The organism is Arthrobacter sp. 05L421 (assembly GCF_056397785.1).
Genome location: NZ_JBFTOC010000011.1, coordinates 65859 through 79817 on the forward strand (window position 1 = coordinate 65859; position 13959 = coordinate 79817).

The 13959-nt window shown below is 66.6% G+C and carries 11 protein-coding genes; 4 read left to right on the plus strand and 7 right to left on the minus strand.

Annotation, left to right across the window (positions count from 1 at the left end; translation table 11 throughout):
• Positions 1-60: 60 nt before the first annotated feature.
• The 5 genes from AC1DKQ_RS13875 to AC1DKQ_RS13895 form a co-directional block, all read right to left on the minus strand.
• Positions 61-954, minus strand: a complete 894-nt coding sequence (locus AC1DKQ_RS13875; RefSeq protein WP_476884358.1) for a carbohydrate ABC transporter permease — start codon at positions 952-954, stop codon at positions 61-63.
• A complete protein-coding gene (locus AC1DKQ_RS13880) occupies positions 954-1913 on the minus strand; it encodes a carbohydrate ABC transporter permease (protein WP_476884357.1) in 960 nt (319 codons plus the stop codon). The genes AC1DKQ_RS13875 and AC1DKQ_RS13880 overlap by 1 nt, the downstream gene beginning before the upstream one ends.
• Before the next feature lie 11 nt (positions 1914-1924).
• Complete coding sequence (locus tag AC1DKQ_RS13885) at positions 1925-3250, minus strand: ABC transporter substrate-binding protein (RefSeq protein WP_476884356.1); 1326 nt, start codon at positions 3248-3250, stop codon at positions 1925-1927.
• 123 nt (positions 3251-3373) lie between these two features.
• Positions 3374-4177 (minus strand): hypothetical protein, encoded by an 804-nt coding sequence (locus tag AC1DKQ_RS13890; RefSeq protein ID WP_476919293.1) that lies wholly within the window; start codon positions 4175-4177, stop codon positions 3374-3376.
• Entirely contained in the window at positions 4174-5265 is a 1092-nt protein-coding gene (locus AC1DKQ_RS13895; RefSeq protein ID WP_476919294.1) for a Gfo/Idh/MocA family protein, read from the minus strand. Before AC1DKQ_RS13895 ends, AC1DKQ_RS13890 begins: the two co-directional genes overlap by 4 nt.
• A gap of 178 nt (positions 5266-5443) precedes the next feature.
• Here AC1DKQ_RS13895 and AC1DKQ_RS13900 point away from each other — a divergent pair, with 178 nt between their 5' ends.
• The 3 genes from AC1DKQ_RS13900 to AC1DKQ_RS13910 all read left to right on the plus strand — a co-directional run bounded on the left by AC1DKQ_RS13900 (position 5444) and on the right by AC1DKQ_RS13910 (position 8779).
• A complete protein-coding gene (locus AC1DKQ_RS13900; RefSeq protein ID WP_476919295.1) occupies positions 5444-6655 on the plus strand; it encodes an ROK family transcriptional regulator in 1212 nt (403 codons plus the stop codon).
• A 122-nt stretch (positions 6656-6777) separates the two neighbouring features.
• A complete protein-coding gene (locus tag AC1DKQ_RS13905) occupies positions 6778-7965 on the plus strand; it encodes an MFS transporter (protein WP_476919296.1) in 1188 nt (395 codons plus the stop codon).
• 190 nt (positions 7966-8155) lie between these two features.
• Positions 8156-8779 (plus strand): dihydrofolate reductase family protein, encoded by a 624-nt coding sequence (locus AC1DKQ_RS13910; protein ID WP_476919297.1) that lies wholly within the window; start codon positions 8156-8158, stop codon positions 8777-8779.
• A 203-nt stretch (positions 8780-8982) separates the two neighbouring features.
• On the opposite strand, the gene aceB is transcribed toward AC1DKQ_RS13910, so the two are convergent.
• A complete protein-coding gene (gene aceB, locus AC1DKQ_RS13915) occupies positions 8983-10656 on the minus strand; it encodes a malate synthase A (RefSeq protein WP_476919298.1) in 1674 nt (557 codons plus the stop codon).
• A 264-nt stretch (positions 10657-10920) separates the two neighbouring features.
• Positions 10921-12264 carry an isocitrate lyase gene (aceA, locus tag AC1DKQ_RS13920; protein ID WP_476919299.1) on the minus strand — a complete coding sequence of 448 codons (1344 nt, stop codon included), beginning with the start codon at positions 12262-12264 and terminating at the stop codon, positions 10921-10923.
• Between the two features lie 143 nt (positions 12265-12407).
• On the opposite strand from aceA, the gene AC1DKQ_RS13925 reads away from it, so the two are divergent.
• Positions 12408-13919: a helix-turn-helix domain-containing protein gene (locus AC1DKQ_RS13925; RefSeq protein ID WP_476919300.1), complete on the plus strand. Its 1512-nt coding sequence runs from the start codon at positions 12408-12410 to the stop codon at positions 13917-13919.
• Positions 13920-13959 lie beyond the last annotated feature (40 nt).

Genomic DNA, 13959 nt, shown 5'->3' on the forward strand with positions numbered 1-13959 from the left:
GTGAGTTCGGTTTTGACGAGGTGCGGGACGGGCCTTGCGGCCAGCGAGATGGGGACGGGCCTAGCGGCCGGCGAGGGAGCCGCCGATGCCGCCAACGCTGAAGTACTTGTTCAGGGCGGCGAAGACGATGATGGGCGGGAGCATCATGATCACGGCCAAAGCCATGACGGATGTCCAGTCCGTGGCGTTCTGCTGGAAGAAGGACTGGACGCCCATGGGGAGGGTGAAAATCTCGTTGGAGCGCAGGAAGACGATGGCCACGAGGTAGTCGTTCCAGGCCAGCAGGAAGGCGAAGATCGCGGTGGAGAGGATGCCCGGGAGGGAGTTGCGGAGCACCACCTTGGTGAAGCTGCCGAAGACGGAGCAGCCGTCGATCCAGGATGCTTCTTCCAGGCTGATGGGGATGGAATCGAAGTAGGCGGCCATCATCCAGGTGGCCACGGTCATGGTTGAGCCGACGTAGATGATGGTGATGCCCAGCAGGTTGTCGACCAGGCCCATGCCGGCGAAGAGGATGAAAAGTGGGACCACTGAAGTGATGATAGGCAGGGACTGCATGACAAACAACAGCAGAGAGTAGCCGGAGACCGCCTTGCTGCGGCCGCGGGAAAGGACGTACCCAGCGGGGGCGGCGACGGCCACGGAGACCACGACAGTGGCGAGGGTGGTGATGAGGCTGTTCTGAAGCCATGTGGCAGCGAGGGTTCCGGAGAAGACGTTGGCGAAGTTCTCGAAGGTCAGGCCCGTGGCGGTGCTGGTGGGTCCCGGGGTGAAGGCCAGGACTACGGTGACCATGATGGGAATGAGCACGATCGCGGTGATCATCAGGATCCCAAAGAACCTCCACCATTGGCCGCGGTGGCCTGCTTCGGAGAGGACGCGGCGGTTCTTGGCTGGACCGTCGACGCCGAGGACGGGGCCGGACTTGGGATGGGCGTGGACTGCTGCGCTCATTATTCGACGCTCGACTTTCGGATCTGGCGGTACAGGGCGACGGAGATGACCACCAGGGTCATGGTCATGAGGAAGGCGATGGCCACGCCGGGGCCGGTGGCGAAGTCTTGGAAGACCGTGCGGTAGGCCAGGACTACCAGGGAGGTAGTGGCGCTGACCGGCCCGCCGCCGGTGAGCAGATAGATGGTGGGGAAGTCGTTGACACAGAAGATGGTCATAAGGATCCAGCTGATGTAGGTGGAGCGGGCGATCAGCGGGAGGGTGATCTGGCTGAACTGCTGCCAGCGGGTGGCGCCGTCCATGCTCGCCGCCTCGTAAACCGTGGTGTCAACCGAGGCCAGGGCGGCAGAAATCATCATCATCATGAAAGGGAAGCTGACCCAGACTTTGAACACCATCACGGTGATGGACGCGAGGGTCGGGTCCGCGAGGAACAGCGGCGTTCCCATGCCCAGATTCCGGAACAGGGACGGGATCAGGCTGTCCGGGGTGGCGACCAACCAGTTCCACGCCGTCGAGGAGACGACAATCGGTACGACCCAAGGCAGGAGCAGCAGGACTTTGAAGGTGCCGCTCGCGGGGATCTTCGTACGGAGCAGCAGGGCCAGGCCCAGGCCCACCAGCCAGGAGCCGAAGACGCCCACGATGGTGAACCACAAAGTGAACTGTGCCGCTTTCCAGAACGCGGGAGAGGACAGGACGGTGGCGAAGTTTTCCAGGCCGACGAACTCCCCGGTGTCGATCAGGGAACCGTCGTGCGTGGCCTGCACACCGGCCTGGATGAGGGGGTAGCCGTGGATAAGGACGAGCAGGATGACGGAGGGCAGCAGGAGCCAGAAGAATGTCCGGCTGGTTTGCGCGCTGAGCTTGCTCTTGCGGTTGGCGGGGCCGCCCGGGCCGCCGGGCGCAACACCCTGGCGGGCCCGGCTGAGGCCGGATTGGGCTGTAGTCAGTGCCATGAAAGAACCGCTTACTTCTTTATGACGGATTCGAGGCCGGACTGGAAGGCCTGCAGGGCGGACTTGGCGTCAGACTGGCCGGTAAGGATGGTCTGGGTGAACTGGTTGAGGGCCTGACCGCCGTCAAGGGCTGCTAGGTTGGCGTTAAGGGTGTTGCCTTGGGACGCGAAGGTCTTGGCGATGGGCTGCCAGTCCTTGACGATCTTGACGTTGTTGGGGTCGCTGGCAAACTCGGGAAGTTCAGTGATTGATTTGAAGACAGGCAGCGCCGACATCAGCTTCTGGCGCCACAGTTCCTTCAACTGCCCCAAGTAGGCGACCAGGAAGGCCTCGGACGATGCCTGCGACGGCGTGTTCGTGTACATCATGATGTTGTTCGGGAAGACGATGGTGGCCTTGTCCCCGTGCGGGCCCGTGATGGGGTCCGCGACAAGAAGGTCTCCCGAGGTGTCGCCGACGCGCTGCGGAACGTTGACCTGGAACAGGCCGAAGCCTGCCTTTTTGTTCTTCCACTGCGCCGACATGTTGTCGGTGGTGTAGCTGACGGCGGCGGGGTCGACGATTCCGTTGGACACCAGTTCAAGGATGAATTCAATGGCTTCCACATTGCGGTCGTTCATCAGGTCCAGTTCACCGTCCTTGGTGAAGACGCCGCCGCCGTTGTTAACCATCATCATGATCATGGAGTGGTTGCCGTAGTTGTTGCCTGCGCCCGCCCCGGTGGTGAAGCCGAAGGCGCCGATCTTCTTCAGTGCCTTGCCCGCCTCCAGCAGGGTCGGCCAGTCGGTGGGAAGAGCCACTCCGGCCTTCTCGAAGAGCGACTTCCGGTACCAGAACACGCGCATGTCCAGCTGCCACGGCACGGCCACGTAGCCCTTGTCAGACTTGAATGGATCCAGGACACCCGGCAGGAAGTCGTCGTACATGCCGTTCTTCTTCAGTTCCTCCACTGCCTTGTCCGCGTAGGCGATTTGGCCCTGCTGCGCGAACTGGAAGGCCTGGAAGCCGCCGCCGGTGGACACTGCCGGTCCGGTCTTGGAGGCGATGGCCGAGGAGAACGTCTGGTAGAAGTTGTTCCACTGGATGGTCTGGTAGCTGGCCTTGAGGTTGCCTGAGGCCGGCGCATAGCCCTCTGCGATCTTCTTGGCGGCGTCGTTGTAGGCCGGCGTGGCCCACGGCATATCCCAGAACTTGATGACGCCGCTGCCGCCGCCCGACTGGGAAGCGGAGCCACCGCCGCACGCGGCGAGGAGCGGTGCGCTGGCCGCGGCTGCGGCGAAGCCCAGGAATCCCCGGCGGGAGAAAGCGGAGGAGGTAACAGAGGACTTGATCGTCACGATGAATTCCTTTCATGGCCGGCCCGCGGCGTCGCGGGCCGGTCTTCTCGACAGTGAGTTGATGCGGAAGGTGCTGCTGGCGGTGCAGTAGTTAGTGCAGTTTGCTATTGCAGGTCGTGCGGTTTAGTCGTGGAGGTGCCCGACGAGGGCGGTCAGGGCGGCGAACCGTTCCAGATCGGCCGCCGGGACGCCGGAATGGATGGCGGCGCGGAGCCGCCTCCAGCTGTGCCGGTGGGCCGATTCGTAGATGGTGGGGAATGTGGCGGCCCCGGCGGAGGTGACTGAACGGACCACTGCCGGCCAGCCTGCGGAGGCATCGGGCAGGGTGATGTCCGCCCGCCCGGACGAGGTCAGGACGGAAACGGTGGCCGTGGCCGGGACCGCGGATGTGGTGATCCCCTGCAGGGCCGCCGGTGCGCCGCCCGGGAGGCTGCCGATCACGGTGTAGCCGTTGGCGCTGCGCTGGATGACCCGCAGGCCGGACAGTTCGACGCCGCAGGCCAGGACGGCCGCAAGATGCCGCGTGAGCAGCACCCCTGTGTCGGTCCCGGGGGTGCCCCACGCCACGGAGTCGAGCAACACGGCGTCGGCCAGTGCGCCTGCGATGGCGTCCCGGGCCGCGGACTCCGTGAGGGCGGGGTTGCCGGCCCAGACTTGGTCAAGGATCACCGTTGTGCCCGCCTCGGCTGCCGCTGCGGCCAGTGCCGCGGGGTCTTCGGCCACGGGATCAACCACGACAACGCCCCGGGTACCCTTGCGGACCGCCTCGGTTGCGCTGGCAGTCCAGCCGGCGGTGCCGGCGAGTGCGACGACGTCGGGCACGTTGCGTGCCGGGGCAAAAGAAACCGGGAGGGAAGCGACGACGGCGCCGACGGCGCCATCCCGTTCAGCGTCCGGGCCGGCGTGGACCAAAAGTGGGGTTGTCATGCGCTGGCCTCCTCGAAAGCGGTGTCGCCGGCATCGACGCGGGCGGCGGCGGCGTCGGCGATCGCAAGGGCGAATTCCAGGTCGTGGATGAGCGTCTCCGGGTGCGGGGCTTCTCCGGTGCCGCGGGCGAGCTCGGCGAGTTTGCGCCATTCCCCCTCGTAGCCGTTGTGGCCGAAGGGCCCGAGCACCGTGGTGCCTGCAGCGGTCCGGATCCGGGCTGTCGCCGATCCCGCGTGGACGTAGGACGGGGTGAAGTCGATGGAGAGCGACGCGTCGTGGCCGATGGCCTCGAAGGTCCAGGACGGCTCCCAGGTTCCGTTCATGGCGGCGCGGAGTTCGATTGCCACGTTTCCCGCCCGCAGGGAGATGACATAGCCGAACGGCAGGACGGTCTGGGCGTGCAGCACCTCGACGGACCGGAAGTCCGTGGCGAATCTGCGGACCAGGGGAAGGTCGTGGATGGCCAGGCCCATGATGCCGCCGGTCAGTTTGGCTTTCACGGCAGCGGCGTCATCAGCGGTCGCGTTCGCGGCTGCCGGCGGGGGAGTGCGGCCCACGATCTCGGTCGCGAAGTCCTCGAACCGGGGGTTGGGCGGCAGGATGATCGAGGACCGGACGGTATGGACCTGGTCCGGCAGGTTGCCCCAGGCCGATTCCGCGGCCAGCCAGCCGGGGTCGAACGTGTGCATGGCGCCGACCACGATCGGCACGCCGGTTTCGGCGGACACGGCGGCGATGGCCGCGGCTTCCTCGCCGTTCATGGCGAAAGGCTTTTCGCACAGGACGGCCTTCTTGCCGGCGCGGCAGGCGGCGATCACCTGGACGGCGTGGAACTGGTGCGGGCTGCAGATGGCGACGATCTCGACCGCGGGATCGGCCAGCAGCTCTTCCATGCTGGTACTGAAGCGTGCCCCGACCCGTGCGGCCACGGATTCCGCCACCGCAGGGTCGACGTCCATGATGTGGCGGACTTCCAGGATGTCCCGCAGCCTTGCGAGGGAGGGCAGGTGGATCGCCTGGGTGACGGGGCCGGCCCCCAGGATCCCCACCCCTAGCGGCGCCGGTGCCGTTTGATCTTGGCTCGACAAGTTCCATACCCCTTCGTAGTACCTGCACTGACCGTCCGCAGCGAGGCTGCCTGGGCTGGTGATCTGGCTCACAGCCAAAGCTAGAGACACTTTTGTCGAACGTCAAGCAAAAGTTGAAAACTACGTGACAATCTTTCTCGGCGTGACATGCAGAAGATCTTCGTGCTATTCCTTACTCATGAGCACGCCCACCGGTACCGAGTCCGCAGCCTCCGAGGCCGGCGGCAGCCTGTCCCGAGCCGGCGACCTCTTCCAGCTCCTGCGCGACGGCAAGGCCCGGACCCGCGCGGAGCTGGCGCTGACCACGGGGCTGGCCCGCTCCACCGTCGCTTCCCGCATCGACGCGCTGATGGTCTCAGGGCTCGTTGGTCCCGCCGGGGAGGCGAGTTCCAGCGGCGGCAGGCCGCCGTCGCGCTTTGCCTTCAACCCGGCCGCCCGCGTAGTGCTGGCGGTGGATGTCGGGGCCACGCACGTGATCATCGCCGTCACGGACCTCAGCGGGAAGGTGCTCGCCGAGCGCCGGCTGGCGCAGGATGTCGCCGACGGCCCGGTGGCTGTCTTGGACCGTGTGGTCGATGAAGGGCTGCGGCTGCTCGGCGAGGCAGGCCGGGGCGCCGCGGATCTGGCAGGTGCCGGGATCGGGCTCCCGGGGCCGGTGGAACACGCCACCGGCATGCCGGTGAAGCCGCCGATCATGCCCGGCTGGGACGGGTTCGACGTCGTCCGTCACGTCCAGCGGTCCCTCCCGGTTCCGGTCCTGGTGGACAACGACGTGAACATCATGGCCCTCGGAGAGCGCACGGCGCACTGGCCCGAGGACGAAAACTTCCTGTTCATCAAGGTGGCCACCGGCATCGGGGCAGGCATCATCAGCAGCGGCCAGCTCCAGCGCGGGGCAAACGGAACGGCCGGCGACCTTGGACACGTCAGGGTTCCGCGTGGTGATGACGTGCTGTGCCGGTGCGGCAACTACGGGTGCCTCGAGGCCCTGGCCTCCGGGCCCGCCGTCGCCAAGACGCTGACGCAGCAGGGCCTGCCGGCGCACGACGGCGGCGATGTGCTGCGCCTCGTCGCCGATGGAAACCTGCAGGCCATCCAGGCCCTGCGCCAGGCCGGCAGGGACCTCGGCGACGTCCTCTCCACGGTGGTGAACCTGCTGAACCCCTCGGTGATTGTGATCGGCGGAAGCCTCGGCCAGGCCGGGGAACACCTCATGGCCGGGGTCCGCGAGGTGGTCTACCGGCGCTCGCTGCCCCTGGCCACCACCCACCTGCGGATTGGTGTGTCCCGGGCCGGGGACCAGTCCGCCATCCTCGGCGCCAGCCAGATGGTCACGCAGCACGTGCTCTCACCGGCCGTCATTGAGGCGACCCTGCAGGCCACGGGCTAGGGGTGTCCCGGGAAGCGGTGCGCCCGGAAACGTCACAGACCGCAGGTGCGGCAGGGGCACGTGATAGCAATGGGACTGATGAAATCACATTTCTGCCCGCCCGCGGGGCAAGGCTTCACCCCATGACCCGCCCGGTGCGGACGCCGCGCGGCTGGCTCCTCATGCTCGCGATCGGGCTCATTGCGCTGAACATGCGCGGCCCGTTGGTGGCCGTGGCCCCGGTGATCGCGCAGCTGGAGGACGATCTCGGCTTCACCCCGGTGGAATTGGGATTCCTGACCGGGATCCCGGTGCTGTGCTTCGCCCTGGCCGCGCCGCTGGCCTCGCTGGCCGGACGCAAGCTGGGCCCCGAGTTCGCCATCACCCTGACCCTGCTCGGCGTGCTCTTCGGCGTCGTGGTCCGCTCGGTCGGCGGGGGCGCCCTGGTCATGCTGGGCACCGTGATCCTCGGCGTCGCCATCACGATCGGCAACATTGTGGTCCCGCTGATCATCCGGCGTGACTTCACCCCCGCCCGGCAGGGCGCGGCGATGGGCACGTATACCGCGGCCCTGAATATCGGCTCGTTCCTGACCTCCATGGTGTCGGCCCCGCTGGCTGAGCTGCTGGGCTGGCGTCCCGCGATTGCCGCGAGCGGCCTCTTTGCGCTGGCGGCCGCCGCCGTCTGGGTGATCGCCGTCGGCCGGCGGGCCTTCATTCCTGCCGCCGTCCCTGCCTCGGACCCGGGGCGGCCGGCCGGCAAGCTCACGTCCCGGTGGATCACGGCAGCCCTGACCCTCGGGTTCGCCGGGCAGGCGTTCTCCTACTACGGGGTGACAGCCTGGCTGCCGAGCCTCCTGACGGACGAGCTCGGCATGGCACCCGCGGCCGCCGGGGCCGGGTCCTCGCTCTTCCAGATCCTGGCCATTGTGGGCGGACTCGGCGTGCCGCTGGCGGCCCGTTTCGCCAGCACGACGGCGGTGGGCCTCACCCTGGGACTGCTGTGGCTCACGGTGCCTTTGGGCCTGCTCCTCGCCCCGGAACTGTGGTGGCTGTGGTGTTCCTTTGGCGGTATCGCCCAGGGCGGCGGCATCACGCTGATCTTCCTCGCCATTATCCGGCTGGCACGGGACCAGACCTCGGCGGCCCGGATGTCCGCCGTCGTCCAGGGCACGGGATATTCCTTCGGGGCCGTGGCGCCAACCCTCCTGGGTTACGTCCACGGGGTTACCGGCGCCTGGACCGGACCGCTGCTGATGATCCTGTGTTCGGTGACAGCGTTCATCCTGGGCACCGCGCTGTCCCTGCGCAACGTGCCGAAGCCGCACTAGGGCGTGTCGCCTAATCTTCGCCCCCAGAGTTCGGGGCCGGCTGATCTCGGGGCTCGCTTGAGGTGTTGTCGGATGCGCAGTGGGCCCGTGTCGAGCCGTTGATAATGGTTGCGTTGCAGCGGGCTCCTGTGTCAGCGTCGAAGTGATCCCGTCGCCGGGCCGGCGACGGGCGGCAGAGAAGGAGCACGGCATGGGACTCATCCATATCGACTTGTTCACCACGCTCGACGGCGTCGCGCAGGCGCCCGGCGGCCCGGACGAGGACCCCGACAGCGGTTTCGCGTTTGGCGGCTGGCAAGCGCCTCTCATCGACGAGGTCGTCGGGGAACAGATCTCTTCCGGGATGGCGGGAATGGATGCGCTGCTGCTTGGGCGCCGGACCTACGACATTTTCGCCGCGTACTGGCCGAAAGCGGACGGGGACATCGCGCGGCTGTTCAACCGCATCCCGAAGTACGTGGCCTCGCGCCGGACACCGACGCTCGAGTGGGTCGACTCCACACTGCTCGGTCCAGATGTCGTCGCCGCCGTGCGCGAACTGCGCGAGCGGCACGAGAACGTCCACGTCATCGGCAGTCTCGACTTCGTGCAGACCCTGTTCGCCGAGCGGCTCTTCGATCGGCTCACGCTATGGGTGTATCCGATCCTCCTTGGCGGTGGAAAGAAAGTCTTCGCCGACGGGGTGGTTCCGACGAACCTCAGACTCATCGAGCCGGTGGTCGCCTCACCGAAGGGTGCGGTGATGCAGCGCTACGCTCTCGCCGATGGCACGCCTGGCGTCGGCGATATGTCTGCCGTCGGCCAGGAGGGCTGAAGCTGCATCGGCTAAGGCCCATGTCCGCGAGGAACATGGGCCTTTGCTGTCAAATCGAAATCGTCAACTCGACGCCGTTGTCGAGCTGCAGAGGTGTTCCGTTGCTGGGCTGCCACCCGGATTTCGGGCTGCCTGTTGCGAGGGGCGGGCAGCCCAGCAAACGGAATTCATTGCGGCCCCGGGTTGCCCTGGGCCGTGGAGTCCTACGCCGGGATCAGGGCTGCCTTCCCGCGGCCGGGTTCGGCGCCGTCACGCGCTTCATGCAGGAAGCGGTCGTAGGCCGGCAGCGTCAGAAACGCCGGGAACTCGCTGGACAGGGCGACTTCCTCGAAGATGTCCCGCGCGTCGGCGAAACGGTCCCCCTCGAAGCGCTCCAGCTTGGCGAATTCCTCGTCCAGCATGTCCTCCACCCACTCCCGGGTGACCACATCGCCGTGGTCCGTGATGGCCCGCGAGAAGATCCACTGCCACAGCTGCGAGCGGGAGATCTCCGCGGTGGCGGCGTCCTCCATCAGGTTGTGGATGGCCACCGCGCCGTTGCCGCGCAGCCACGACTCGATGTAGCGGATGCCCACTTCGATGTTGTTCCGGATGCCTTGTTCGGTGATGGTTCCGGTGGTCGCGGAGATGTCCAGGAGGGCACGGTCGTCCGCGGCGACGTCTTCGCGGAGGCGTTCGAGCTGGTTCGGGCGATCGCCGAGGACGCCGTCGAACACCTCGCGGCAGACCGGCACCAGGTCCGGGTGCGCCACCCACGAGCCGTCGAAGCCGTCGCCGGCCTCACGGGTCTTGTCGGCGCGGACCTTCTCGAAGGCGATCGCGTTGGCATCCTGGTCCTTGCGGTTGGGGACAGCCGCGGCCATGCCGCCGATCGCCATGGCACCACGCTTGTGGCAGGCCCGGACCAGCTGTTCGGTGTAGGCCCGCATGAAGGGCTGGGTCATGGTGACCTGGCCACGGTCCGGCAGCACGAAGCGGGGCCCGCGGGTGCGGAAGTTCTTGATCAGGGAGAAGATATAGTCCCAGCGGCCGGCGTTCAGGCCCGCGGCGTGGTCCCGCAGTTCGTAGAGGATCTCCTCCATCTCGAATGCCGCGGTGATGGTCTCGATCAGCACCGTGGCGCGGATGGTGCCCTGCGGGATGCACAGCAGGTCCTGCGCCAGGATGAAGATGTCGTTCCACAGCCGGGCCTCAAGGTGGCTCTCGATCTTGGGCAGGTAGAAGTACGGCCCCTTGCCCTGCGCGATCAGGCGGCGGGCGTTGTGGAAGAAGTACAGCCCGAAGTCCACGATCCCGCCGGCGACCGGTTCGCCGTCGATGAGCATGTGCTTTTCCGGCAGGTGCCAGCCGCGGGGGCGGACAACTACTGTGGGCAGCTCCCCGGCCGGACGCAGCTTGTACTCCTTGCTGTTATGTCCGTCGGTTGTGGTGAAGTCGATCCGGCGTTCCAGCGCGTCCGTCAGGTTCAGCTGGCCCTGGATCACGTTGCGCCAGGACGGGGTGGAGGAGTCCTCCATGTCAGCGAGCCACACCTTGGCACCCGAGTTCAGCGCGTTGATGGTCATCTTCTTGTCCACCGGCCCGGTGATCTCCACGCGGCGGTCCTCCAGACCAGGGCCCGGGGGAGCCACGCGCCAGTTCGGATCGTTGCGGACGGCTTCGGTTTCGCGCAGGAAGCGCGGGTCCTGGCCTTTGGCGATCTGGTGGCGGCGTTCCTGCCGGGCCTGCAGCAGCTCCTGCCGGCGCCCGGCCGTGGCCCGGTGCAGCTTGGCCACAAAGGCCAGAGCGTCCGGAGTAAGAACCTCGCTCTGCCGGCAAATCGGCTGCGCGGTCAGCGTGATCCCGTTGATGGTGAAGTTGTCAGTGAAGCTGTTCATTTCAATCTCTCCTAAACGAAGAAGGAAGTTCGACGGCGAGTGGTGACTTGCGGGCGAGGCCGAAGGTGCCGGTGTTGCGACAGCCTGCGTAAAAGGTGCCCTGTGCCCGCCCCCGACCGAGTTCTTCGAGGTCATGGGGCGGGCATGGGGAATAGCAGGCAGAGCAATGCCGGACCGAAGGCCGGACGTAAGCGCCGCTGTCGGGAGGGGGCCACGGCCGCCGGGTTCCCTCGCGAGCTTGCGAGCGGAGGGTGCGGTTGGGGATTAGTGGAACTGGCCTTCTTCGGTGGATCCCACCAGGGCCAGGGTGGATGCGTTCGGGTTGAGCGCGGTGGCGATGTCGTCGAAGTAGCCGGTGCCGACTTCGCGCTGGTGCTTGGTTGCGGTGTAGCCGCGGGACTCGGAGGCGAATTCCTTCTCCTGCAGCTCGACGTAGGCGCTCATGCCTTCCCGGGCGTAGCCGTGGGCGAGGTCGAACATCGAGTAGTTCAGGGCGTGGAAGCCGGCCAGGGTGATGAACTGGAAGGTGAAGCCCATGGCGCCGAGTTCGCGCTGGAACTTCGCGATCGTGGCGTCATCGAGGTGCTTGCGCCAGTTGAACGACGGCGAGCAGTTGTAGGAGAGCATCTGGTCCGGGAACTCGGCCTTGACGGCCTCGGCGAACTTGCGGGCCAGCTCCAGGTCCGGGGTGCCGGTCTCCATCCAGATGAGGTCGGAGTACGGGGCGTAGGCCTTGGCGCGGGCGATGCAGGGTTCGATCCCGTTGCGGACCTTGTAGAAGCCTTCCGGGGTGCGGACCGGCTGTCCGCCTTCGCGGAGGATGAACTCCTGATCGCGCTCGTCGACGTCGGAGGTGATCAGGGTGGCTGCCTCGGCGTCGGTACGGGCGATGATGACCGACGGCGTGCCGGCGACGTCGGCGGCCAGGCGGGCGGCGTTCAGCGTCCGGACGTGCTGCTGGGTGGGGATCAGGACCTTGCCGCCGAGGTGTCCGCACTTCTTTTCCGACGCGAGCTGGTCTTCCCAGTGCACGCCCGAGGCGCCGGCCTGGATCATCGACTTCATGAGCTCGTAGGCGTTCAGCGGGCCGCCGAAGCCGGCCTCGGCGTCGGCCACGATCGGGACCAGCCAGTCCTCGACCGTCTGGATGCCCTCGGAGAACTCGATCTGGTCCGCGCGGAGCAGCGCGTTGTTGATGCGGCGGACCACCGTGGGGACCGAGTTCGCGGGGTAGAGCGACTGGTCCGGGTACGTGTGGCCGGAGTTGTTGGCATCCGCGGCGACCTGCCAGCCGGAGAGGTAGATGGCGCGGAGCCCGGCCTTGACCTGCTGCACGGCCTGATTGCCGGTCAGGGCGCCCAGGGCGTTGGTGTACTTGCCTTCTTTGTGCTCCTCGGTGAGCTGCTTCCACAGCTTCTCGGAGCCGCGGCGGGCCAGCGTGTGTTCTTCGGAGACGCGGCCGCGGAGGCGGACGACGTCGGAAGCCTTGTAGTCCCGAGTGACACCTTCCCAGCGCGGGTTGGCAGCCCACTCGAGCTCCAGCGCGGCGGCCTGCTGTGTTGTGTCCTGGCCGGACGGCTGCTGGGTGGGCTCAAATGCTGCAGTCATCTTTGTCTCCTTGGTGGGTCCGGGGCCGGCCAGTCTGCGTCTCTGCAGATCCTGGCTGGGTGTTCCCGGATTAGTGAATCTTTCCGTGAGTTCTACTTTTCTTCACTTTCCAAGGGGTTTCTAGACCATGGCTATGGAAAGAAATGCACTTCTTCGCGTATTCTCAAGAAATGCACTCAACCAGCTGGAACCGCCAAGCTCTTTCGCCGTCCGCGCCTGCAGCGCCGGAGGTGGATGTCATCAGCATGGGCCGCCGCGTCCGCCACTTGCGCAAGGCCGCCGGGCTCACCCTCGATGACCTGAGCGCCGCCGTCGGCACGGCGCCAAGCCAGCTGAGCCTGATTGAAAACGGCAAGCGCGAGCCCAAACTTGGCCTGCTCCAGCAGCTCGCGGCGGCCCTCGGGGTGAGCATCGACGAGCTGCTCGGCGCGGAGCCGCCCAACCGGCGTGCGGCCCTGGAGATCGAGCTGGAACGGTACCAGCGCAGCCCCATCTACGAGTCCCTGAATCTGCCCAAGATCCGCATCAGTTCACGGCTTCCGATGGATGTGCTGGAGTCCATGGTGGGGCTGCAGCACGAGCTTGAACGCCGGCTCAACGAACAGGTCGCGACGCCGGAGGAGGCCCGCCGCGCGAACGGTGAACTGCGCGCGATGATGCGCGAGCGGAACAACTATTTCCCCGAGTACGAGGCCGAGGCGCAGAAGGTCCTGGCCTCGGTGGGTCACACGAGCGGGCCGCTATCCCACCACGTCATCTCGGACATTGCCGGGCACCTCGGATTCAGCCTCCACCACGTGGGTGATCTGCCGCATTCCACCCGTTCGGTGACCGACCTTAAGAACCGCCGAATTTATCTCACGCAGAACGCCCGCAGCGATCACGACCCCCGTTCGGTGCTGCTGCAGGCGTTGGGCCACTACGTCCTGGGCCACCAGACCCCCAACAACTACGGCGATTTCTTGATGCAGCGCGTGGCCACGAACTATTTTGCTGCCGCGCTCCTGCTGCCCGAGCAGGCCACTGTGGCATTCCTGCAGGAGGCCAAGCAGGCCAAGGAAATCGCTGTCGAGGACATCAGGGACGCCTTCGCCGTGTCCTACGAAACAGCCGCGCACCGCTTCACCAACCTCGCCACCCATCACCTGGGCATCCGCACTCACTTCCAGAAGACGCACAAGAGCGGCATCATCTACAAGGCCTATGAAAACGACGGCGTGACGTTCCCGCAGGACCACACGGGCGCCATCGAGGGCCAGTTCTCGTGCCGGAACTGGACCTCCCGAGTGGTGTTCGACGTTCCGGACAAGTTCAGCGCCTACAACCAGTACACCGACACCCCGGCCGGGACCTACTGGTGCACGGCCCGGACGGAACGCTCCGCCAACGGGGAGTTCTCGCTCTCCGTGGGTGTCCCGTATGCGCAGGTGAAGTGGTTCCGCGGCCGCGACACCACGGAACGGTCCAAGTCCACCTGCCCGGACGAAAGCTGCTGCCGCCGCCCGCCGGCGTCGCTGACCGCCGAATGGGCCGGCAATGCCTGGCCCTCGGCCCGGGCCCACTCCCACCTGCTGGCAGCGATGCCGCCGGGCGCTTTCCCAGGCGTGGACGAAACCGAGGTCTACACCTTCCTGAAGGCGCACTCGGGGAACTGAGCCGCCCGCCTCGCGCGGCCCGGCGCGAGCAACGCTGCCG

Excerpts from the sequence above, each read along its gene's own strand:
- AC1DKQ_RS13875 (WP_476884358.1), bottom strand. The coding sequence starts at position 954 with ATGAGCGCAGCAGTCCACGCCCATCCCAAGTCCGGCCCCGTCCTCGGC.
- AC1DKQ_RS13880 (WP_476884357.1), bottom strand. The coding sequence starts at position 1,913 with ATGGCACTGACTACAGCCCAATCCGGCCTCAGCCGGGCCCGCCAGGGT.
- AC1DKQ_RS13890 (WP_476919293.1), bottom strand. The coding sequence starts at position 4,177 with ATGACAACCCCACTTTTGGTCCACGCCGGCCCGGACGCTGAACGGGAT.
- AC1DKQ_RS13900 (WP_476919295.1), top strand. The coding sequence starts at position 5,444 with ATGAGCACGCCCACCGGTACCGAGTCCGCAGCCTCCGAGGCCGGCGGC.
- AC1DKQ_RS13905 (WP_476919296.1), top strand. The coding sequence starts at position 6,778 with ATGACCCGCCCGGTGCGGACGCCGCGCGGCTGGCTCCTCATGCTCGCG.
- AC1DKQ_RS13910 (WP_476919297.1), top strand. The coding sequence starts at position 8,156 with ATGGGACTCATCCATATCGACTTGTTCACCACGCTCGACGGCGTCGCG.
- aceB (WP_476919298.1), bottom strand. The coding sequence starts at position 10,656 with ATGAACAGCTTCACTGACAACTTCACCATCAACGGGATCACGCTGACC.
- aceA (WP_476919299.1), bottom strand. The coding sequence starts at position 12,264 with ATGACTGCAGCATTTGAGCCCACCCAGCAGCCGTCCGGCCAGGACACA.
- AC1DKQ_RS13925 (WP_476919300.1), top strand. The coding sequence starts at position 12,408 with ATGCACTTCTTCGCGTATTCTCAAGAAATGCACTCAACCAGCTGGAAC.